This window comes from Kitasatospora sp. NPDC058115, assembly GCF_042884635.1.
GTDB lineage: Bacteria > Actinomycetota > Actinomycetes > Streptomycetales > Streptomycetaceae > Kitasatospora.
This window is the reverse complement of the sequence record NZ_JBHVTL010000022.1, coordinates 20,396-42,630: the sequence shown is the minus strand read 5'-3', so window position 1 is coordinate 42,630 and position 22,235 is coordinate 20,396. Positions and strand designations below refer to the sequence as shown.

Below are 22,235 nucleotides of genomic sequence, written 5' to 3'. Positions count from 1 at the left end.
GCGGCGGCGCGCCGATGACTTCGTCTCCGGGCGGAAGTGTAACCGATCGTAGGCCCTCTAGGGCAGCGATTGGCGGTAATTCCCTTGTACCAGCAGGTAGTTGGTCGCAGGGTCGCGCAGCGGCACCCGAGGAGTGCAACGGCCCCCCGCGCCCTCTTCCCAGCGGAACCGCGTCCGCCACCGGGAGTAATAGGAGTGATCGGGTGAAGACCGAGCAGTGGGCCGACAGGACCGGAATTGACCTCTACGTGTCAATTCTGGAAGCGGAGTTCGGGTATTCGAGCGGACTGCGGCTGGCCGTGGCGCACGCCGCCGGATCGACGGGCCGCGGCGTGCACGAGGCGGAGCGGCAGCTCGCGGCGGCGTTCCCGGCCCGCCGCCGGGCCGAGTTCCTGGCCGGGCGCGAGGCGCTGCACCGGGCCCTCGGCCGGGCCGGGCTGGACTCCGGACCGGTGCTCCGCGACGGCCCGCGCCCCAGGCTCCCCGCCGGCGTCCGGGCCTCGATCAGCCACTCGCAGGGCGTCGCGGTGGCGCTGGCCGGGCCGGCCGCCCGGTACCGGACACTGGGCGTCGACATCGAACTGTGCGGCCCGCCGACGGCCGCCGCACACCTGGTGCTGAACCGGGGGGAGCGGCACCTGTTCGACCGCTCGGCCCCGGACGCGGCGGACCGGCTGCTGGCGCTGTACAGCGCCAAGGAGGCCGCGTTCAAGGCACTCAGCCCGCTGCTGGAACCGGAGGAGCTGCCCGGGCTGCGCGCGGTCCGCCTGACGCCCCGTCAGGACGGCTGGCAGGCCGCGCCGGTGGCCCGGCCCGGCCTCCGGGTCGCGGTGTCCGTCCGGCGGCTGGGCGCCGGCGTGCTCGGCTGGGCGCTGCCGGCCGGCTGACCGGGCCCGGAACGTGCGCCGGGCCGCCCCCGCAGAGCGGGAGCGGCCCGGCGCCACTGCGCACGGAGGGCGTCCGGCGCCTCAGGCGAGTGCCTCGGCGGAGTCGCGCTCCGGCACGGGCCCGGGCTCCGGCGCGGCCTCGGTGTGCCCGCCGCCGGGGAGCCACCGCAGCAGCCGCGGCAGGTACCAGCTGCGGTCGCCCAGCAGGATCAGCGCGGCGGGCAGCAGCACCGCTCGGACCAGGGTGGCGTCGATCAGGACGGCCGCCGACATGCCGACGCCGGACTCCTTCATGGACAGTTGCGGGAGCGCTCCGAACACCGCCGCGACGGCCACCATCACGATCGCGGCGCTGGTGACCACGCCGGCCGTGCCCTTGATGCCCTCGGCGACGGCCCGGGCCGTGGGCAGTCCGCGGTCCCGGCCCTCGCGGATCCGGCTCACCACGAACACGTGGTAGTCCATCGAGAGTCCGAACAGGAAGACGAAGAGGAAGAGCGGCACCCAGGAGGCGATGCCCCCGGTGGCCGTGAATCCGAGCAGGCCCTCGCCCCAGCCGTGCTGGAAGACCACCACGATCAAGCCGAACGCGGCCCCGACCGAGAGCAGGTTGAGCACCAGGGTGAGAGCGGCGAGGGCCAGTGAGCGGAACGAGAAGAGCATTACGCCGAAGGTGAAGAGCAGGACGAAGCCCGCGACCCAGGGAGTGCTGTCGGAGAGGTTCCGGTTGCCGTCCTCCGAGACGGCCGTGGTACCGCCGACCGCGGTCTCGGCGCCCGCGAGCCCGGCGAAGGCGCGCGGGAGCACCGTTTCGCGCAGCGTGCGCAGGGCCGCGACCGAGGTCCTGTCGGTGCCGTCGCCGTCCAGGGCGACGGTGGCCACGCCGACCGTGCCGCCGGCGTTCACGTGGAAGGTCACCGGACCGCGCAGGCCCGGGGTCGAGTCGGCCGCGGCGCGAAGGCGGTCCAGCGCGGCCTGCCCGTCCGGACCGCCGAGGCCGTCGGCCTTGATGACGATCTTCGCGGGGGAACCCGCGCCGGGGAAGGCCTGCTGGATCCGCTGGTAGGTCTGCAGGGCCGGCAGGCTGTCCGCCGGCAGGTCGCCGACGCCGGCGTCCGAGGTGTTCAGGGCGAACGCCGGGACGAGCAGCGCCCCCAGGAAGGCCGTGCAGAGCGCCAGGGACAGGGCGGGGCGGCGCAGCACCAGGTCGATCACGCCGGTACGGCCGCGGGCGGCCCGGGCGCGCCGGCGCAGCGGGATGCGGCCCTTGTCGATCCGGTGGCCGAGCAGCGACAGCAGGGCCGGCAGGACGGTCACCGAACCCGCCACCGCGACGGCGACGACGATGATGGTCGCGGTGGCCATGCCGAGGAAGACGCCGTTGCCGGAGAGGTACAGCCCGGCCAGCGAGACGATCACGGTCAGGCCGGAGACGACGACCGAGCGTCCGGAGGTGGCGGCGGCGGCGGTCACCGCGGCCTCGGTACCGCGTCCGGCCGCCCGCTCCTCGCGCACCCGCTTGAGGTAGAAGAGCGAGTAGTCGACGCCGACCGCGATGCCGATCAGCGACATCACCGAGCTGCCGTTCTGGTCGATCGGCACCAGATGGCTGGCCAGCGCCATCAGCCCGCCGGCCGCGGTCACCACGGTCGCGGCCAGCAGGACGGGCAGCACGGCGGCGACGGCCGCGCCGAAGGCGATCAGCAGGATGCCGAGCGTCACCGGGAAGGACAGGGTCTCGGCGTCGGAGTAGTCGGTGTGCAGCTTGGCGTCGTAGCCGTGCCGGAACGAGGCCTCGCCGAACTGCTCGATGCGCAGGCCCTGGTGGGCCTTGGCGACCCGGGCGACCGCGTCGAGCACTGGTTGCACGTTCTCCTCGGCCTTGAGCGCGTCGCCCGCCATGTCGAACTGCACCAGGGCCGAGTGGCGGTCCGCCGAGATCGCGGCCTGCCCCGCCGAATCGAACGGAGAGACCACGTCGGCGGTCCTGCCGCTGTCGTTCAGTGCCTTGACGGTGTCGCCGACGGCGGCCCGGAAGCGGTCCGAGTCGACCGTGCCGCCGGTGTCCTGGACGAGGACCACCTCGTGGGCGGGCAGCGAGAGCCCGGCCCGTCCCAGGATCTGCTCCGCCCGGTGTGACTCACCGTTGGTCAGCTGGGCGGCCGTCGGGCTCTGCGTCTCCACCGCGCCGCCCAGCACGGTGGCCACCGCCACGAAGGCCAACCAGAGCAGCACGGCGGTCCACCGGTGGGTCGCGCTCCAGCGCCCCGCCGCCTCTGCCAATCCTCGCCTGCTTCGCACGTTCGTCTCCCAGGTCCGTCGGAACCGGCTCACCCGAGCCGTCAGGGGGTCAGGAGGAGCCGGCCCCGGCAGGAGTTCCGTGCCGATTCCGCCCGAGCCGGCCGGAACCTCCGGCCCGGTGCGGCCCTCCTGGCAGGCAGCCCGGACGACCGGGAGCTTCCGGCTCCCCCCGACAGACAGGCAGGAACCGTGCAGAGGACCGTCACCACCATCCCGGAGGAGCCCCGGCCCTTCCCCCCACTGGCCGGTGTCCGACACCGGTACGTCGACATCGGCGGCGTGCGGCTGCACGTCGCCGAGGCCGGACAGGGCGAACCCGTGCTGCTGCTGCACGGCTTCCCCCAGCACTGGTACGCCTGGCGGAAGGTGATCCCGCTGCTGGCCGGGGAGTACCGCCTGATCTGCCCCGACCTGCGCGGCTTCGGCTGGTCGCAGGCCCCGGCCGGCGGATACGACACGGACACCCGGGTGGCGGACGTGCTCGCGCTGATGGACGCGCTCGGCCTGCCGTCGGTCCGGCTGATCGGCCACGAGTGGGGGGCCTGGGCCGGGTTCATGCTCTGTGCGCGCGCGCCCGAGCGGTTCAGGGCGTTCCTCGCCCTGAACATCGTTCACCCCTGGCCGCTCCACCGCAGGCTGGCACCGCAGGCCTGGCGCTTCTGGTACACCGCTTTCCTGGAGTCGCCGCTGCTCGGCCGCTGGGTGCTGCGCCGCCGGCCCGGCTTCACCAGGTACCTGCTGCGTCGGGGGGTGGTGGACCAGGCGGCCTGGGAGGACGGCGCGCTGGAGGAGTTCGTGGCGGCCAGCGCCGAACCGGGCGCGGCACGGGCGGGCGAGGCGCTGCACAGGGCCTTCGCGGTGCGAGACGTCGCCGGACTGGCCCTCGGCCGCTACCGCGGGCTGCGGCTCAGCACCCCGACCCGGCTGCTCACCGGGGAGCGGGACGTCGTCCTGCCGCCGAGCGTGCTCGCGGGAGGGGAGCGCAACGCGTCCGCGCTGCGGGCCGAGGGCGTCCCGGGGTGCGGACACTACCTGCACGAGGAGCGGCCGGAGTTGGTGGCCCGGGCGGCGGTGAGCCTGTTCGAGGGGCGGCAGGGGTGAGGACCGGGGGCGGCGGCACCGGCCGCCGCCCCCGGCTCACGCCAGCCAGGCCGCCCGGAAGCTCCTTCTCGCGCGGTGCAGGCGGGATTTGACCGTTCCGCGGGCCAGCCCGAGGGTCCCGCCGACGGTGTGCTCGTCCAGACCCTCCAGCTCCCGGAGCACCAGGATCGCCCGATGCTCCGGTGACAGCCGGCCCAGCACGTCGTGCACGTCGCAGGCCAGCTCGGCGTCGGTACCGGTCGGCCGGTCCCCGACGTCCTCGACCGGGGTCTCCCGGCCCGCCCGCCGGGACACCCGGATCGCCTCCCTCACGGTGATGGTGCGCACCCAGGCGTACAGGGCGCTCGGGTCCTTGAGCTTCCCCAGACTCCGGAAGATCACGATCATCGCCTCCTGCACGGCGTCCGCGGAATCCGCCAGGGCGATCGGCCGGCAGAGCCGTCCGACGTACGGGAGCAGCAGCTCCATCAGGTCGTTGAGTGCCATGGCGTCGCCCGCCCGGGCTGCGCGGACCAGCGGAGCCGCGACCTCCCACGGCGCGAGGGCGGGCGGTGCGGCCGCCCGGTCCAGCTCTGTTCCACTCATGTCCGGGTAGAGGGCCCGCGGATCCCGGACACTCCCTCGGGGCTCGCTCCGGATCCTTCCTGATTTATTTTCGAATCCGGATGGAGTGCGCCGGGCCGCCCCCGGCTCTTACCCACCGTCGAGTCCTTCGGCGCCTGGCGGGTCGTCACCGCGGCGCGGAACGGGACCACGACGTCACCCCGCACTCGTACACGCCGGCCTCCGGCGTGCGATCGGTCACGCCGAGCAGAGGGATCCACGCATGCCTGACGTCTCCGCACTCCATCTGGGCTCCGTCCCGCAACCGACCGCCCCCCTGGGGGTGCTGCCCGAGATCGCCGCGGCCGGGCACCCCGACACGCCGTTCCGCTCCGACCTCCCGTGGCGCACGTACGACGGTCCGGTCACCACCTTCGCCGAGTTCGCCACGGCCGTCGAGGACTACGCCGACCGCTTCTGGGCGGCCGGGATCCGGCGCGGCGACACCGTGGCCGTGGTGCAGCGCAACCACATCGAGGTCGAGGGAGTCATGTGCGCGCTCGGCCGGATCGGGGCGCTGCCCGCGCTGCTGTCCTGCGCCATGGAGGCCGGCGAGCTCCTGGAGTGCTTCGCCCGGCTGGACGACCCCTACGTGGTGGTCGACTCCCTCGGCCTGGCCGAGCTGGCCCCGCACCGGCACGCGGTGAAGGTGCTGACCCGCGGCGTGCTCGCGCTGGAACCGTCCGGGGCCGACTGGGTCCGGCCGCTGCAGGAACGCGCCGCGCACGTGGCCGCGCCGCGCGACGAGGACGACTGGTTCGTCGTCACGCACTCCTCCGGCACCACGGGCGCGCCCAAGCTGGCGGCGCACTCCACGCGCTCGCTGTTCGGCATGGTCGCCCCGATGATCATGATCTTCCGGGACCAGTACAACCGGAACGACCTCAACGCCAAGCACCTCTCCTTCGTACACGCCCGTACCTGCGCCGGCACCCTGGCCTCGCTGGAGACCGCGATGCCCGCGCTGTCGATCGCCGACCCCTCCCCCGCGAACGTCAAGCGGCTGTTCCTCGACCAGCGCCCCACCTCGGTCGAGACCCACCCCAACGTCTTCATCCAGTGGGAGCAGCTGGCCGCCGACCCGGACCGCCCGTTCGCCGGCGTGGAGCGCTTCATCAGCACCTTCGACGCGATGCACCCGCGCACCGTGCGCACCCTGCTCGCCGCCTCCGACCAGCCCGGGGCGCACTACCTTCAGGCGTACGGGCAGACCGAGTCCGGCCCGATCTGCCTGCGGATCGTCACCCGCGACGAGGCCGGCGACTACTCGCCGCGCAACGTCGGTCACTCCGGCGGCGGGATGGAGGTCCGGATCGTCGACGAGGCCGGATCGCTCGTCCCGGCCGGCACCCCGGGCCGGATCGAGACCCGCTCCACCGGGCGGATGCGCGGCTACGTCGGCGGCGGCACCATGCCGGCCGACGACGCGTGGTGGCCGATGGGCGACATCGGCCGGCAGCTGCCGGACGGCTCGCTGGAACTCCTCGACCGGGTCGTCGAGCACGTCGACGGCGTGGACAGCCTCCTGGAGAAGGAGGACCACCTGCTGGAGTCCCTGCCCGAGCTGGTCGAACTGGTCCTCATCCGGGCCGAGGACGGCGGCGTCTTCGCGGTCGCCTGCCCGCGGGCCGGCTCCGCGCCCGATCGTGAGCGCTTCCTCGCCGCCGCCGCCGAGGCCGGCCTGCCGGAGATCACCGTCTTCTTCTGGGAGTGGGAGGCCATGCCGGTCACCGGCTCGTACAAGGTCCGCCGCGCCGTCCTGCGCCGGCGGCTGGGGAGCCGCCTCGACCGCGCCGCGGTGCCGGCCGGGGCCCGGTGAGCCCGGTGGCCCACCTCTGGCACCTGATCTCCGGGGCCGTCCACGACGGCACCGTGCTGACCACGCCCTCCCGGGACTCCGCGCCGGTCACCGGCCCGGAGCTGCTGGACCGGGCCGAGCGCACCGCCGGACGGATCCACGCCGAGCTCCCGGTGCGCCGGGTGGGCCTGCTGATGGCCAACGGCGAGCCGTGGGTCCGCGGTCTGCTGGCGCTGCTGCGCCTCGACGCCGCCGCCGTACCGCTGGCCCTGCCGGTGGCCTTCGGCGGGATGGACGCCTACGCCGAGCACCTGCGGCGGATCGCGGAGGACTGCGGCCTCGACGCGGTCCTGGTGGACGGTTCGCTCGGCGCGCGCATCCTCGACCGCGTCCGGGCCGCCGTCCCGCACGTCAGGTTCATCGACATCGCCGAGGCCCCCGCGCGGAGGAGCGCGTTGCCGCCGACCGGCGAGGGCGGCTCCACCCCGGCGGTCGTCCAGTACACCTCCGGCAGCACCTCCGCCCCCAAGGGCGTCGTCCTCGGCCACGCCAACGTCGCCGCGGGCCTCGACGCCATCGCCGCCGGTACCGGCTGGTCGCCCGACGACCACCTCGGCCTGTGGCTCCCGCTCTTCCACGACATGGGCCTGTTCAGCCTGATGAACGCACTGCGGCGGGGCAGCCGGGTGCATCTGTGGCAGCCGGGCGACTTCATCCGCCGCCCGCTGCGCTGGCTCACCGAGTTCGCCGCGGCCGGGGCCACCGCGCTGCCCGCGCCGAACTTCTTCTACGACCACCTCACGGCCGCCGCCGCGGACCGGGGCGTGCCGGACGGCGTCGACCTCTCCCACTGGCGGTTCGCCGGCAACGGCGCGGAGCCGGTGCAGCTCCGCAGCCTGCGGGCCTTCCAGGCCGCCTTCGGCCCGTACGGGCTGCGCGAGAACGTGGTGCAGCCGCAGTACGGGCTGGCCGAGGCGACCCTGATCGTCACCAGCGGTGCGCCGTTCGCGCCGTACCGGGCCGTCACCGTCGACCGGTCGAGGCTCGGACCGGGCGAGAGCGTCGTTCCGCTGCCCGAGGACGCCGAGCACGCCCGGACCGTGATCTCCTGCGGGCCCGCGGTGGACGGGATCGGCGTGCGGATCGCGGCCCCCGGCCGCCGGGGCGAGCTCCTGCCCGAGGGCACCGTCGGGGAGGTCCGGATCGGCGGCCCCTCGGTGACCCCCGGGTACCTCGGCCTCGCCCCGCAACGGCAGCCGTTCGCACCGGACGGCTGGCTGTGCACCGGTGACCTCGGCTTCATGATCGGCGGCGAGCTCTTCGTGATCGGCCGGATCAAGGCGATGGCCGTGGTGCACGGCCGGAACTACTACGCCGAGGACGTCGAGGACACCGTTCGCACCACCCCCGGCGTGGACCGGCGGCACTGCGCCGCCTTCGTCCGGGACGCCGACGGCGAGGAGCGGATGGTCGTCCTCTGGGAGACCGCGCACGGCACCGAGCGGGCCGAGGAGGTCGGCCGGGCGATCCGCGACCGGCTGGTCGAGCGGCTCGGCCTCGGCGCCGTCGAGATCCGTGCCGTGGCGCCGTCCAGCATCCCGTTCACCAGCTCCGGCAAGGTCAAGCGCTCGGCCGCCGCCCTGTTCCACCGCACCCTCGTCACCGCCGACCCGTCGGCCGACCGCAACTCCTCGAAAGGACGTGCGCAGTGAGCACCGTCAGCACCGAACAGAACACCGTCGACACCATCCGCGTCCTGGGCGTCGTGCGCGCCGCCCTGGCCACGCACTCGGGAGTCCCCGTGGACATGATCGACCCCGCCCGGCCGCTGTCGGCCGTCCCCGGCATCGAGTCGGTGAAGGCGCTGCGAGCCATCACCGAGATCGAGGACGAGTGCGAGGTCGTCATCCCGGACGACTTCCTCTTCGAGACCGCGACCGTTGCCGAACTCTCCGAGTTCGTCGCCAAGTTGGTGGCCCGGAGGGCCGGGGCATGACGGCCGCGCCCGCCCACTCCGACACGCTGGCCCGGGCGGTCGGCCGGTTCCGCACCGCCCCCGGGGACATCGCCAGCTACGACACCGATGTGGCCACCGCGGCCCGGGCCCTGCGCGTCGGCGAGGAGCAGATCGGCCACCTGGCGCAGGCCGGTCTCCCGCACGCGTACGACGCCCTGGGCGCACTGCGCTTCGACTACGACGACCTGATGAACGTGGGGATGTTCTGCGGCACCGGCCAGACCGTGCCCGAACTCGGCCTCCGCTTCCTGATGCGCTTCGCGGCCACCGGCAGGTCCGACTGGTTCGCCCCGCGCGCGTGGGAGGTCGGCGTCCACCCGGCACGCACCACCGCCGGCGCGCCGGCCGAGGACACCGGCCCGCTGCCGAACGTCAGGGTGCGCCTGCCCGACCACCTGGGCCCCGGTGTCGAGCTGCTGGACGGCGCCGAACTGCCCGACGGCGAACTGGCCGACGGGGGCTACCGGGTCGCGGTCAGGCTCACCGGCGCCGACCGGCAGGTCCGCGACCCGGCGGTCCGCGAGGTCTGGGACGAGGTGGTCGGCACCCTCGCGGCCCGCGAGGTGCTCTACCAGACCGTCCCCGAGCGCCTGCGGGCCGACCACCGGAGGGCCTGGGCACTGGGCATGGCCGACTGCGTCGTGGCCTCCAGGCTGCTCGCCGACCGGCTGACCGCACGCGGATACCGGGCCCGGGCCCGCCGGGGCTACCTGCTGGGCCTGTTCGGCAGCGACCACGCCTGGTGCGAGGTCGAGGAGGACGGCGCGTACCGCAGCCTCGACCCCGTCTTCGCCTTCGTCTCCCTGCTGGGGGACAAGGCCCGCGGCGTGGCGCGGTCACCGGAGTTCGCGGAGGCGTGCTTCGGCGGCCGCTTCAACCGCCTGCTCCCGTGCCGCACCGAGACCGCCGCCCCACTGGTGTACTTCGCCGACGCCCCCGCCCCGTACTGGGCGATGGCGGGTGTCGGCGCCCGGCCGAGGAGGACCTCATGAGCACCGCCCGCGAGCTGGTCGGCGCCAGCCTCGACAACGCCGCGTTCCTGGACCGGCTCGCCGACGACGAGGACTTCAGCGGGGCCGGCGTCAACTCCGGTGAGCTCATCAGGCTGGCCCTGGCCTGCGAGGAGCACCTCGGCCGTCCGCTGGACGACGAGGAACTCGCCCGCCTCACCTCGATCGACGCCGTCACCGCGCTCATCTCGGCCCCGGCAGAGGTGAGTTGAGATGTGGCTCGGGCACATCGTCCAACGCGGCCTGGAGCGGCGCCCCGACGCCCTCGCGCTGCGGGACGCCGACCGTGACGTCACCTGGCGGCAACTCCACGCCGAGGTGCACGCGCTGGCCGGCCATCTGGCGGGCCGGATCGAACCCGGCGGACGGCTGGCGGTGGTCAGCGGCAACCGCGCGGAGGTCCTGGAGGCGTACCTGGCCTGCGCGGTGGCCCGCGTGGTCGCCGTACCGGTCAACCCGGCGCTGACGGTCCGTGAGATCGCGGACATCCTGGACGCGGTGGAGCCCGCCGCGCTCCTCGCCGAACCCGCCCACGCGGACCGGCTGCGGGAGCACTACCCCGGCCTGCCGGTCCTCGACATCACCGCGCTCGGCGATCTCCCGGCCGGCTCCGCACTGCCGGCGGCGGGCGACCTGGCCGACCCGGTGGCGATCCTGCACACGTCGGCGACCACCGGCAGGGCCAAGGGCGTCGTCGTCGACCAGCGCTCGCTCAAGCTCAACGCGCTGTCCTGGCTGGGCGAGGTGGCACCGGAGCCCGGCACGGTCTTCCTCAACGCCGGGCCGCTGTTCCACGGCAGCGTGGTGATCGCCCTGGACCACCTGGCGGCCGGCGGCACGGTGTGCGTCCTGGACCGCTTCACCCCGCAGGGCTGCCTCGCCGCCCTGGAGCGGTGGCGGGTCGAGCACGCCTTCCTGGTGCCCTCCATGGTCCGGCTGCTGCTCGGCGCGCGGGCGCTGGCCTGCACCGACCTCTCCCGGTTCCGGCTGCTGCTGCACGGGGCCGCTCCGATGCCGGCCGAGCTCGCCGAGGAAGCGGCGTCCCGGCTCGGCGTCGCACTGCAGGCCGTCTTCGGCATCACCGAGGGCGGGGGCCCGGTGCTGTCGCTGAGCCCGGACGCCCGGGTCGGCGAGCCGCAGGTGCCCGGCGCGGTCTGCGTCGGGTTCGCGATGCTCGGCACCGCGGCCCGCGTCGTCGACGAGCGGGGGGACGTCGTCCCCGCCGGCACCGTCGGCGAACTGGAAGTCCGCGGCGACGGCCTGATGCAGGGCTACTGGAAGAACCCGGAGGCCACCGCGGAGGCACTGCGGCACGGCTGGCTGCGGACCAAGGACCTCGGCTACACCGACCCCGAGGGGCGGATCTGGATCGTCGACCGGCGCAACGACCTGATCCTGCGCGGCGGCCAGAACGTCTACCCGGCCGAGATCGAGCACGTGCTGCGGCAGTCGCCCCGGGTGGCGGACGTCGTGGTCGTCCCCGCCCCCGACCCGGTCTGGGGACAGACCCCGGTCGCCTTCGTCCAACCGGTCACGCCCGAGGCCTTCGACCAGGGCGAGCTGCTCGACCTGTGCGTCGCGGGCCTGGCCGGCTACAAGCGGCCCAGCCGCTTCGTCCCGATCGACCAGGTGCCGCGCAGCCCCGCCGGCAAGGCGCTCCGCGCCCGCCTGCGGGCCCTGGCCGCCGAAGCGCCCCACACCCAGCCCGACGGAGAAGTGGAGACGGCCCGATGAGCGACACCGACTACACCGACCAGGCAGTCCTGACCGAACTGGCCGGAGGCAAGGCGATCCCGGTCAACGGCACCGCGGTCTTCCAGTTCGACTACGACAAGCGCAACGAGAAGATGCTGAGGCTCTACGTCCAGGGCAAGCAGCGCCAGTGGGACATGGACGACCGACTGGACTGGAGCCACGAGACCGACCCGGACGACCCGTTGGGCATCCCGGACGACTTCATCTCGATCGCCGGCTCCGCGCTCTGGGACCGGCTCCCGGACACCGAGCGCCGCGTCGTCCGGCGGCACACCAGCGGCTGGCTGTACTCGCAGTTCCTGCACTCCGAGCAGTTCGCGCTGATCGGCGTCGGCAAGATCTGCCAGGCCGTGTCCGACCTCGACTCCAAGATGTACGCGGCGACCCAGCTGATGGACGAGGCCCGGCACGTCGAGGGGTTCAACCGGTTCATCAGCACCAAGATCGGCCTGCGCTACGGCCTGTCCGGCTCACTCAACGCCATGTTCGAGCACGCGATGCGCGAACCCCGCTGGGACTTCGGCGTGCTGGCCGCGCACATCCTGGTGGAGAACATGGGCCTGGCCACCTTCGGAGTCCACCGCGAGCGCCTGAAGGACCCGCTGGCCCGCGCGTTCTCCGCCTACGTCGCCCGCGACGAGGCCCGGCACGTCGCCTTCGGACGGCTGCTGCTGCGCCAGTACTACCCGCAGCTGACCGAGGCCGAACTGCGCGAGCGGGAGGACTTCGTCGTCGAGGGCTGCTGGGCGCTGCGCGACCGCTACGTGGACGACGACATCTGGGAGCGCCTCGGCTACGGCGAGGAGGCCGTCGCCGCCGCCCGCCGCTCGCCGGCCAAGAGGGAGTTCCGCCGCCTGGTCTTCATGCGGATCGTTCCCGGGCTCAAGGAGATCGGCCTCTTCGGCCCGAGGGTGCAGGCGGCGCTGCAGCAGATGGGCGTACTCGGGTTCAGCGAAGTGGACGAGGCCGCACTGCGCGCGCTCGACGACCAGGCCGCCGTGGACGCGATGGCCGCACACGAACTCGTCGACCGCGAGCAGGACATCAAGCGGATGATCGAGCTCGGCCGCACGTCGGCCGCGAGCTGACCGCATCCCCCGGCCGAGGCCCGGCGCCACACCCCCGGAGCGCCGGGCCTCCTTCCTCCTGGAGCCACGCATGCAACCGACACCGACCTACTCCCGGCACCGCGGTCTCGCCCCGCCGGGCCACGACACCCGGGGCCGGCGGCTGCTGGCCGGGCTGCTCGACGGCACGGCCGGCGACCCGCCGTGCGCCCGGCTGCTCGACCTGCCCAGGGCCACCGGCTGGTCGCCGGGACGGATCACGTCGGCGACCGTCTTCCCGGACGACCTCACGCTCACCCCCGGAGTCGTCTTCGGGGGCTGGATCGCCTGCCTGGCCGACCACTTCGCGGGGCTGGCGATGCTGTCGGCCCTCCCGGACGGCTCCACCTTCCTGACCGCCGCACTCTCCGTCGACTACCGGGCGCCGCTGCTGCCCGGACCGGCCGACGTCGAGGCGGAGGTGACCAGGTGCTCCACCCGGCACGCCCTGGTGGAGATCGGGTTCAGCCAGGCCGGGCGCACCGCCGCGACGGCCACGGTCGAGCAGATCATCGGCCGCGCCCCGGGCAGCTGACCTGCCCGCTCCGCATCCACCACGACTGGAAGACGCGTGCCGCATGACTGCCGATCAACTGAAGGTGTGCATCATCGGGTTCGGGCCCCGGGGCCTGTCGGTGCTGGAGCGGATCTGCGCCAACGCCGGCCACCGCGCGGCCGGCCGGCCGATCGCCGTGCACCTGGTCGACCCGCACCGGGCCGGGTCGGGCGGTGTCTGGCGCACCGGCCAGTCCCGGCACCTGCTGATGAACACGGTCGCCGCCCAGGTGACCCTCTTCACCGACGAGAGCGTCGCCGCCGAGGGGGTGAAGGTGCCCGGGCCGAGCCTGTACCAGTGGGCCCGCGACCTCGCCACCGGCGGCCCGGGAACCTCCGGCGAGGTCCACGACGACCAGGTGCTGGCCGAGGTCCGCGACCTCACCCCGGACTCCTACCCGACCAGGGCCCTCCACGGCCAGTACCTCGAATGGGCCTTCCGCCGCGTGACGCGCACCGCACCCGCCTCGGTCTCCGTCCACGTCCACCCGATGCTGGCGACCCGCCTGGACGACGAGGCCGGCGGCCGGCAGTCCGTCTCCCTGTCCAACGGCACCCGGCTGACCGGGCTCGACGCCGTGGTGCTCAGCCAGGGCCACCTGCCCGCCGAACCGACCGAGGATGAACGCGAACTGGGTGCGTTCGCGGCCGAGCACGGGCTGCACTACCTGCCGCCCGGCAACCCCGCCGACCTCGACCTGTCCGCCCTGCGCCCCGGCCGGCCGGTGCTGCTGCGCGGCCTGGGCCTCAACTTCTTCGACCATCTGGCGCTGCTCACCAGCGGCCGCGGCGGCATCTTCGAGCGGCTGGACGGCCGGCTGGTCTACCGGCCGTCGGGGCGGGAACCCGCACTGTACGCGGGCTCCCGGCGCGGCGTCCCGCACGTGGCCCGGGGCCGGAACCAGAAGGGCCCGCACGGGCGCCACCTGCCCCGGCTGCTGGCCGGCGAGAGGTTCGAGGCGCTGCGCGCCGAGGCCGCCGAGGGCCGGCTCGACTTCCGGGCCGATCTGTGGCCCCTGATCGCGAAGGAGGTCGAGACCGTCTACTACACCGCGCTGCTGGCCCGGCGCGGGGCCGAACGCGCGGCCGACGCCTTCCGGGAGCGCTGGCTGCGCATCCCGTGGGGCACGGCCGCAGAAGCCGCGCTGCTCGACGCCTTCCACCTCCCGCCCACCCTCCGGTGGGACTGGCGGACCGTCGAACGCCCCTACGGCGAGCGGTCGTTCGCGAATCCGTCGGAGTTCCGCGACTGGCTGGTCCGACACCTGCGCGAGGACTGCCGGCTGGCCGGGGAAGGCAACGTCGACGGCCCCGTGAAGTCGGCCCTGGACGCCCTGCGCGACCTGCGCAACGAGATCCGGTCCCTGGTCGAGCACGGCGGCCTCACCGGCCGCTCGCACCGGGACGACCTGGAACGCTGGTTCACCCCGCTCAACGCCTTCCTGTCGATCGGCCCGCCCGCGAGCCGGATCGAGGAGATGGCGGCGCTGCTGGAGGCCGGCGTGCTCACGGTGCTCGGCCCGGGCACCCGGATCCGCTGCGACCGGGAGAACGGCGTCTTCCTGGCCGAGTCCGAGGTGCCCGGCCCGCCGGTCCGGGCGACCGTCCTGGTCGAAGCCAGGTTGCCCGAGCCCGACCTGCGCCGCACGACGGACCCGTTGCTGCGCAGCCTGCTCGCCACCGGCGGGTGCCGCCCCTTCACCGTTGCGGACGGCAGCCCCGGTGGCCACCGGACGGGCGGGCTGGAGGTGACCCACCGCCCCTACCACCTGGTGGACGCCCACGGCACGGCCCACCCGCGCCGCTTCGCCTTCGGCGTGCCCACCGAGTCCGTGCACTGGGTCACCGCGGCCGGCGCCCGGCCCTGCGTGAACTCCGTGACCCTCGGCGACGCGGACGCCATCGCCCTGGCCGTGCTCGGCCTCGCCTCCCCCGACGCGCCGCAGCCCGCCCCCGGCCAGGGGGCGGCCGTCGCCGCCTCCGGGGAACGGTCCTCCGCCCGCGCCTGACCGTCCGCGGCCGAGCGTCTACACCCGACCGGCCGCGGCCGATGACCCTCGCCCGATGACCTGCGCCCGACCGACCGAGCCCGACCACCCGGCCGCACGACCACCCGGCCGCCCGGCCGCAGAGCCCGCCCAAGCCCCGCCGCCACAGGCGCCGGGCAGAGTCCCGTCAAGTCCATGGAGTTCCCCATGCCATTGCTGGAGACGGTGGCCCCGCCACCGGCCCGGCCCGCCTCGGACGAGTGGGCGACCCCCGTCGGGGTGACAGTCGCCCGAACCACCGAGGAGGCCACCGATGCCCGAGCCGCCCTCACGGCCCTGCAGAGCGCGCTCGACAGCCGGCGCGGCCTGCTGCGCTACCACGGCGCCACCCGCGCCGTCGGCTACCTCGACCCGCCGCTCGAACTCACGCTGACCGGCGACGAGGTCGTCCTGCGCGCCCTCAACACGCGCGGCCGGGTCCTGCTGCCCCCGCTGGGAGGCGCGCTCCGCGGCGTCCTCCAGGGCGTCGTGGAGCAGGCCGGAGAGGTCCGCGGCCGGGTGGCCCCGCAGCCCGAGCACTTCGCCGAGGAGGACCGCACCCGCCACGCCGGCGTCTTCACCGCCGTCCGCGCGCTGGTCGCCGCACTCGCCGCGGCCGAGGACGGGCTGCTCGGCCTCTACGGCGCCTTCGGGTACGACCTCGTGTTCCAGCTGGAACCGATCGAGCCGCACCAGCCGCGCCGTCCCCGGGACCGCGATCTGGTGCTGCACCTTCCGGACGAGATCCTGGAGTTCGACCTGGAGCGCGACGTGGTCCGCCGGCACCGCTACGAGTTCGGGTACGCGGGCCGGTCCACGGCAGGGCTTCCCCGCACGACCGGTGCGGCCCCCTTCGTCCCGGGCGTGCCGGCGCAGTTGCGCGACCACGCGCCGGGCGAGTACGCGGAGCTGGTCCGGCAGGCGATGCCGCTGTTCCGGTCCGGCGACCTGTTCGAGGTGGTCCCCGGACAGGTGTTCCGCCGCGGCTGCGACCGGCCCCCGTCCGTGCTGTTCCGGCGCCTCTTGGAGCAGAACCCCGCCCCGCACGCCCTGTTGGCGAACCTCGGCGGTGGGGAGTACCTGGTCGGCGCCTCGCCGGAGATGTTCGTCCGGGTCCGCACCGACCGCTCCCGTCCCGCCGGGCGGAGGCTGGTCGAGAGCGCACCGATCAGCGGGACCGCCGCCCGGGGGCGCGACGCGCTGGAGGACGCCGCCCGGATCCGGGGCCTGCTCGACTCGCTCAAGGAGGAGTCCGAGCTGACCATGTGCACCGACGTCGACCGGAACGACAAGGCGCGCGTGTGCGTCCCGGGCACGGTCCGGGTGACGGCCAGGCGGAAGATCGAGATGTATTCCACGCTGATCCACACCGTGGACCACGTCGAGGGTGAACTCCGGCCGGACCGCGACGCGTTGGACGCCTTCCTGACCCACCTGTGGGCGGTCACCGTCACCGGCGCGCCCAAGGTACCCGCGATCCGGTTCATCGAGCGCGCGGAGCGGTCGCCGCGCCGCTGGTACGGCGGCGCCGTCGGACGGATCGGCTTCGACGGCGGGCTCGACACCGTCCTGACGCTGCGCACCATCCAGATCCGGGAGGGCGTCGCCACGGTCAGGGCCGGTGCCACGCTGCTCTGGGAGTCCTCGCCCGAGGCGGAGGAAGCCGAGACGGAACTCAAGGCCCGCGCACTCCTTCGCGTCCTGGAGCGGCCGGCCCCGCCTGCCCCGTCCCCGGCGGCGAGCGGCGGCCCCGGCGCGGGCAGGCGCATCCTGCTGATCGACCACCGCGACTCCTTCGTGCACTGCCTCGCCGACTACCTGCGGCAGACCGGCGCAGAGGTGGTGACCTATCGCAGCGGCCGCCATCTGCCGATGCTGGAACGGGAATCACCCGACCTCCTGGTCCTCTCGCCCGGCCCCGGCCGCCCGGAGGACTTCGACCTCACCGCGACCCTGGCGGAGGCGGAGCGCCTCCGGCTGCCCGTCTTCGGCGTGTGCCTCGGCCTGCAGGGCCTCGCCGAGTACTTCGGCGGCCGGCTGGGCACGCTCGACCGCCCGGTGCACGGGAAGAGCTCCCTGGCCCGGATCACCGTCCCCGGCTCCCGCCTGCTGGCCGGCCTCCCGGCCGAGTTCGAGATCGGCCGCTACCACTCGCTGTACGCCGAACCCGATTCACTGCCACCGGAGTTGATGGTCACGGCGGTGGCCGACGACGGCACCGTGATGGCTCTGGAGCACCGCACGAAGCCGCTGGCCGCCGTTCAGTTCCACCCGGAGTCGATCATGACCTCGGGCGGGCGGGCCGGCCACCTGATCGTGGACAACGCGGTCGCCTCGCTCGCCCGCCGGCCGGTGACCGCGGCGGCCCCGCCCGTCCAGCGGGTTCTCCGGAAACCGCTGACCGCGACCCACCGAGAGGAGTGCGGCGGCCTGCTCGCCACCGCGAACCGGACATCATGACTGCTACCGATCTCAGCCCGCAGCTCGACCCGGCACTCGATCCCGACCTCGACCTCGACCCCTCCGCCGGCCCCCTGCCGTGGGAGTCCTGGCGCAGCCGTCCGGCCGCCCAGCAGCCGTCGTGGCCCGACCGGCCCGCGCTCCGCGCGGTGACCGGGGAACTGGCCGGCTACCCGGCCCTGGTGGCCGCGGGCGAGTGCGACCTGCTGCGCGAGCGGCTGGCCGCCGCGGCGCGCGGCGAGGCGTTCCTGTTGCAGGGCGGGGACTGCGCCGAGACCTTCGACGGCGTCTCCGAGCAGCAGATCCGCGCCAAGCTGCAGGTCATCCTCCAGATGGCCGCCGTCCTCGGCTACGCCGCGTCCGTCCCCGTGGTCAAGGTGGGACGCCTCGCCGGTCAGTACGCCAAGCCGAGGTCCCGCCCGACCGAGACGCGCGGCGCGCTCTCCCTGCCGGTCTACCGGGGCGACGCGGTCAACGCCCCCGGGTTCAGCCGCACGGCACGCATCCCCGACCCCGAGCGGCTCAAGCGGATGTACCACGCCTCGGCGGCGACCCTCGACGTGATCCGGTCCTGCGTCTCCGGTGGCGCCGCGGACCTCCGCGCCGCCCAGGAACGGAACCGCGACTTCGCCGGCCGGTCACCCGCCGACGCACCCTACGGGCGGCTCGTCGACGAGATCGACCGGGCCCTGCGCTTCCTCGCGGCCAGCGGCGCGGACCCCGAACTGCTGCCCACCACCGAGTTCTTCACCAGCCACGAGGCGCTGCTGCTCGACTACGAGAGCGCCCTGGTCCGCACCGACCCCCGTACCGGCGCCCGGTACGACACCTCCGCGCACATGGTCTGGATCGGCGAGCGGACCCGCCAACCGGACGGCGCGCACATCGCGTTCGCGGCCGGGATCCGCAACCCGATCGGGGTGAAGCTGGGACCGACCGCCACCGCGGACGAGGCACTGGCACTGATCGACCTCCTCGACCCGGAACGGGAGCCGGGCCGCCTGACCTTCATCACCAGGATGGGCGCGGACCGGATCAGAGCGGTGCTCCCCGATCTCGTGCGGCGCGTCACCGACTCCGGGGCGCAGGTCGTCTGGGTCTGCGACCCCATGCACGGCAACACCTTCGAAGCACCGAGCGGCCACAAGACCCGCCACCTCTCCACGATCCTCGCCGAGGTGGAGGGCTTCTTCGACGTACACCGCGCGCTCGGCACCCATCCCGGCGGCCTCCACCTGGAACTGACCGGAGACCACGTCACCGAGTGCCTCGGCGGGACGCACGAGGTGCTGCCGCACGATCTGCACGACCACTACGAGACGGCCTGCGACCCACGGCTCAACCGCAGCCAGTCCCTGGATCTCGCCTTCCTGGTCGCGGAGATCCACCGCAGCACCGGCCCTGCACAAGGCACGTCTCCGGCCCGCAGCCGGCGGTAACGGCGGACGCCCCCCGACGTCGGCCTCCGCCCGCCGGACACCCCGGCAGGCGGCGGCCGACGCACCACCTTCCCAGCTGCTTCCCGGCTGCTCCCCGGACGCGTTCCGGCCAGTGGCCACTCACGGCCCCGGGACGACGGGAGTGTGGAGTGGGATCCCATGACCGGCGAACCGCACTTCACCCTCGATCATCCGTAGGCGTCGACGATCCACTGCAGCCCGTCAATGGAGGCGTTGAACATGTCGGCGATGGCGGCGGAGAGCACCATCGCGTCGAGCATCAGCATGAAGATCGCGACGCAGACCATGAACAGCACGAGTCCGGGCTGGCGCGGTGCGAGACCGACCCGTGTGTCCCCACGCGCGGTCGCCGCAGTCGTGGACATGGAAACCCCCTGGAATCAGGCATGGATGTCGGCCGGGCGCCGCACTGATGACGCTAAATTCCCGACGGCCGCTCAGGAACCGCATTCGAGGAGGCCCGATTTCGCGCAGCGGAAAGCTTCCGGCTCCCCGGCCGGACCGATTTCGCGCAGCGGACACACGACTGCCCGCACCGGTCACGGAAGCCTTGAGGAGATGCCCGGCGCCCCTCCCCCGGCCCGGGACTCCTGCGTCCGCGTTACCACCCACAGACCCGAAGGGAACCCGGCGTCGATCACTCGCCGCCCCGAACAGGCCGGCCCGCTCAACGCGTTGGTGAACACCGCTGGCGAGAGCCGGATCATGCCCTCGCACACCTCCAGACCGAGTGCCGGGGCAGGACAGGCATCAGGCTGCCCCGGCCGGGAACCGCTATCCCGACAAGACCGCCCGAAGCACAGCATGGGCAGGCGTCACATCAAGAGGCAGACAACAGAAGGCCCGCTGATCCGGGATTTCTCCCGATCAACGGCCTTCCGACATCACTGTCGGGACGACAAGATTTGAACCTGCAACCTCCTGACCCCCAGTCGCCCGGCGATGTTGGCCTCAGCCTGCCGTACGCTGAACGGAACGGGTAATCCCTGCAGAAGAACTGCCGCTGCGCACCTCGATCTGTCGCGTGTGGTCCCCAGGCACCCTCGCACACCAACGCGCTGGTGCTTCACCCCGATTCGGACAAGGCCCGCCGCTTCTTCGGCAGATGGGGTCTCTTCAGGGCCGATCCTCCCGAAGCCGAGACACTTACCCCTCGCCACTGGGCGGGTCCTGTAGCTGCCCGGCCACAACTTGCCCAGCCAGTTCTGGGAGATCGACCGAGCCTGGATACCCATCTCGAATCCCGCCCACAAGTTGGAGTGTTGGTCCCGCCAGACCGGTCACGACGACCTCGCGCGCGCCGATCCGGAACCATGCGCTACTGACTATGCGAGCTGCCCGCCCGCCTCACCGCCCGTACCCTCCGCCACTGGCTACCGATCGAATGCACCTCGCCCTAAGGCCTGTCACTTTGGCTATCTGCGGGACGAGATAAGGGGTGGCGGCAAGGTGGAGTTCGGCCTGATAGGCGATGGCGAGTTGTCGGTGCGCATGGCCAAGCCGTGCCACTGCTTCAGGCAGCCGATGCACTGCTCAACGGCGTTCCGCTCCTTGTAGGCCTCGGTGTCGAAGCCGGGCGGACGACCTCCGCGTGAGCCACGCCGTAGCCGGGCGTTTCTGGTCTACCGACTGCTGGATGGCCGCGTGGGTGTGGCGTTCCCGCACATGGGAGCGGATCGCGCGGGCCGAGTACGCGCGATCCGCGATAGCCGCGCCGGGCCGGGTGCGCGGCCGCCCGGGCCTGAGCGGGGAACGGATCGCGACCTTGAGGGTCGTGAAGGCGGGCGCGTCGCCTGCCCTGCCCGGCGGTCACGACGAGTGCCAGCAGGCAGGCCCGGGCGTCACTGACCAGACCTTGGTGCTCAGGCCTCCGAGTGACCGACCGGTGTCGTGGTCGTTGGTTCTCCGCGACCGCGGTCACCCTTTGCGGGCGCCAACGGCGTGCTGGTAAGCCCGCCACACGGTCGAGTCCACCAAGGTCGTCCAGCCGATGTCGTCTTCGGCGTCCGCGCCGCCACGGCGGCGGCGAAGATCCGATGCCGCGTGGCGTCGACCGCTCACCGTAGTAGCCCTGTGCGCGGTCTGGAACGGCCTCAGTTCCTCCGGCAGGCCACGCCAGGGCGAGCACGTGCAGTACTTCCACGTGATCACTTCAAGCGTGCGGCGGTGGTTCGCCCGCTGTCACCCACGGACCGGATCAGCCGGTATCAGCGGCTCGATCCGGTCCCACATCGCATCACCGATCACCAACCGGACAGACACATCAGATCAACTGCTCAACACACTAAAGAAACATGCTTTAGGCTGAAGCCCGGAAGGAGAGCAGCCCCCGTCCTGTGGAATCCGGTGCCCCTCAGCATCAAGAGGTAGATCGCCCCGACGGCAGCGATTGACGCCCTCTCAGATACTCGCGAACCTGCGACGGGCAGCAATAGCAACGACTGCGGCAACTGTCATCCATGCCTTGCCCAGCAACTGCCCCGGCAGGAACTGGAGCGAGCCAAATGCCAGTGTGAGGAACACCAAACTGTCGGCAATCATCCCGACCAGATTGGACGCAAGCATCGCGATGATCAGGCCGCGCTTTCGAAGGGGCTCGTACACCATGAAGTCAAGGCCTTCGGACAAGGCGAAGGCCGCAGCAGACGCGGTAGCCAACTCCGGGCTGGCCAGCCAGTAGGACAGGGCAGCGCCCACAAGCACCGCAACGGCAACAGGCCAGCGGCCAGCAGTTTCGCGAGCAACGTCACGCAAGACGAGGGCTATGCCAACGAGATATACACCTGCTGGCGCAAGGTAGCCGAGGCCCACTGGAACGACGCCAAAGTGAGTGACCGCCATGTTGGCAGCAGGGATGGTGGCGATGTACGCGACCAAGGCGCCGGCAGCACCAAGACGTCGAGCACGCATGATTCTCCTTAGAGGACATCTCATTGGATGGTTGATTAGGCAACTGGTGCGCCGGGGAGAGCCCCCTCTGCAGCGCGGCCCGAGGCAACGCCGGCCACAGGCCTGACAAACTTGGCGGCGACAAAGCCAACGACCACTGCTATCCACTCATAATTGCGCCACCGACAGATATCAGTCTGCACCGCCCGCCGCGGTGTCGACTCCTCCAACCGCATTGGTCGGCGCCGTTGCCTGGCTTGGTGGCT

At 73.0% G+C, this 22,235-nt stretch carries 17 protein-coding genes and 1 pseudogene; 13 read left to right on the top strand and 5 right to left on the bottom strand.

The window, feature by feature from the left end; translation table 11 throughout:
• The first annotated feature begins 203 nt into the window (after positions 1-203).
• Positions 204-887 carry a 4'-phosphopantetheinyl transferase gene (locus tag ACFVVL_RS23295; protein WP_387678158.1) on the top strand — a complete coding sequence of 228 codons (684 nt, stop codon included), beginning with the start codon at positions 204-206 and terminating at the stop codon, positions 885-887.
• 81 nt (positions 888-968) lie between these two features.
• On the opposite strand, the gene ACFVVL_RS23290 is transcribed toward ACFVVL_RS23295, so the two are convergent.
• Entirely contained in the window at positions 969-3,170 is a 2,202-nt protein-coding gene (locus ACFVVL_RS23290; protein WP_387678155.1) for an MMPL family transporter, read from the bottom strand.
• 207 nt (positions 3,171-3,377) lie between these two features.
• On the opposite strand from ACFVVL_RS23290, the gene ACFVVL_RS23285 reads away from it, so the two are divergent.
• Complete coding sequence (locus tag ACFVVL_RS23285) at positions 3,378-4,289, top strand: alpha/beta fold hydrolase (RefSeq protein ID WP_380287185.1); 912 nt, start codon at positions 3,378-3,380, stop codon at positions 4,287-4,289.
• Between the two features lie 36 nt (positions 4,290-4,325).
• Here the strand turns inward: ACFVVL_RS23285 and ACFVVL_RS23280 are convergent, their stop codons facing one another.
• The gene (locus tag ACFVVL_RS23280) at positions 4,326-4,874 is read right to left on the bottom strand and encodes an RNA polymerase sigma factor (RefSeq protein WP_387678152.1); all 549 of its coding nucleotides are present in this window, start codon (positions 4,872-4,874) and stop codon (positions 4,326-4,328) included.
• A 241-nt stretch (positions 4,875-5,115) separates the two neighbouring features.
• Between ACFVVL_RS23280 and ACFVVL_RS23275 the strand changes: the two genes are divergently transcribed.
• The 11 genes from ACFVVL_RS23275 to ACFVVL_RS23225 all read left to right on the top strand — a co-directional run bounded on the left by ACFVVL_RS23275 (position 5,116) and on the right by ACFVVL_RS23225 (position 19,059).
• Positions 5,116-6,711 (top strand): AMP-binding protein, encoded by a 1,596-nt coding sequence (locus ACFVVL_RS23275; RefSeq protein WP_387678149.1) that lies wholly within the window; start codon positions 5,116-5,118, stop codon positions 6,709-6,711.
• Positions 6,712-6,716: 5 nt separating this feature from the next.
• Positions 6,717-8,402: an AMP-binding protein gene (locus ACFVVL_RS23270; protein WP_387678146.1), complete on the top strand. Its 1,686-nt coding sequence runs from the start codon at positions 6,717-6,719 to the stop codon at positions 8,400-8,402.
• A complete protein-coding gene (locus ACFVVL_RS23265; protein WP_387678144.1) occupies positions 8,399-8,686 on the top strand; it encodes an acyl carrier protein in 288 nt (95 codons plus the stop codon). The genes ACFVVL_RS23270 and ACFVVL_RS23265 overlap by 4 nt, the downstream gene beginning before the upstream one ends.
• Positions 8,683-9,699, top strand: coding sequence for a hypothetical protein (locus tag ACFVVL_RS23260; RefSeq protein ID WP_380287190.1), 1,017 nt, complete (start codon positions 8,683-8,685; stop codon positions 9,697-9,699). The genes ACFVVL_RS23265 and ACFVVL_RS23260 overlap by 4 nt, the downstream gene beginning before the upstream one ends.
• Positions 9,696-9,929, top strand: coding sequence for an acyl carrier protein (locus tag ACFVVL_RS23255; protein ID WP_380287191.1), 234 nt, complete (start codon positions 9,696-9,698; stop codon positions 9,927-9,929). Before ACFVVL_RS23260 ends, ACFVVL_RS23255 begins: the two co-directional genes overlap by 4 nt.
• Before the next feature lies 1 nt (position 9,930).
• Complete coding sequence (locus ACFVVL_RS23250) at positions 9,931-11,451, top strand: class I adenylate-forming enzyme family protein (protein WP_387678140.1); 1,521 nt, start codon at positions 9,931-9,933, stop codon at positions 11,449-11,451.
• On the top strand, positions 11,448-12,560 hold the full coding sequence (locus ACFVVL_RS23245) for a diiron oxygenase (RefSeq protein WP_387678137.1): 1,113 nt from the start codon (positions 11,448-11,450) through the stop codon (positions 12,558-12,560). Before ACFVVL_RS23250 ends, ACFVVL_RS23245 begins: the two co-directional genes overlap by 4 nt.
• 70 nt (positions 12,561-12,630) lie before the next feature.
• The gene (locus ACFVVL_RS23240) at positions 12,631-13,113 is read left to right on the top strand and encodes a PaaI family thioesterase (protein ID WP_387678134.1); all 483 of its coding nucleotides are present in this window, start codon (positions 12,631-12,633) and stop codon (positions 13,111-13,113) included.
• 43 nt (positions 13,114-13,156) lie between these two features.
• A complete protein-coding gene (locus ACFVVL_RS23235; protein ID WP_387678131.1) occupies positions 13,157-15,142 on the top strand; it encodes an FAD/NAD(P)-binding protein in 1,986 nt (661 codons plus the stop codon).
• Between the two features lie 186 nt (positions 15,143-15,328).
• Entirely contained in the window at positions 15,329-17,620 is a 2,292-nt protein-coding gene (locus ACFVVL_RS23230; protein ID WP_387678128.1) for an anthranilate synthase component I, read from the top strand.
• The gene (locus ACFVVL_RS23225) at positions 17,617-19,059 is read left to right on the top strand and encodes a class II 3-deoxy-7-phosphoheptulonate synthase (RefSeq protein WP_387678125.1); all 1,443 of its coding nucleotides are present in this window, start codon (positions 17,617-17,619) and stop codon (positions 19,057-19,059) included. The genes ACFVVL_RS23230 and ACFVVL_RS23225 overlap by 4 nt, the downstream gene beginning before the upstream one ends.
• A gap of 188 nt (positions 19,060-19,247) precedes the next feature.
• Here the strand turns inward: ACFVVL_RS23225 and ACFVVL_RS23220 are convergent, their stop codons facing one another.
• The 3 genes and pseudogenes from ACFVVL_RS23220 to ACFVVL_RS23210 all read right to left on the bottom strand — a co-directional run bounded on the left by ACFVVL_RS23220 (position 19,248) and on the right by ACFVVL_RS23210 (position 21,990).
• Positions 19,248-19,445 carry a hypothetical protein gene (locus ACFVVL_RS23220; protein ID WP_387678123.1) on the bottom strand — a complete coding sequence of 66 codons (198 nt, stop codon included), beginning with the start codon at positions 19,443-19,445 and terminating at the stop codon, positions 19,248-19,250.
• Between the two features lie 982 nt (positions 19,446-20,427).
• Positions 20,428-21,342, bottom strand: a pseudogene (locus ACFVVL_RS23215) (IS5 family transposase).
• Between the two features lie 138 nt (positions 21,343-21,480).
• Entirely contained in the window at positions 21,481-21,990 is a 510-nt protein-coding gene (locus ACFVVL_RS23210) for a VUT family protein (RefSeq protein WP_387678120.1), read from the bottom strand.
• Between the last annotated feature and the right edge of the window lie 245 nt (positions 21,991-22,235).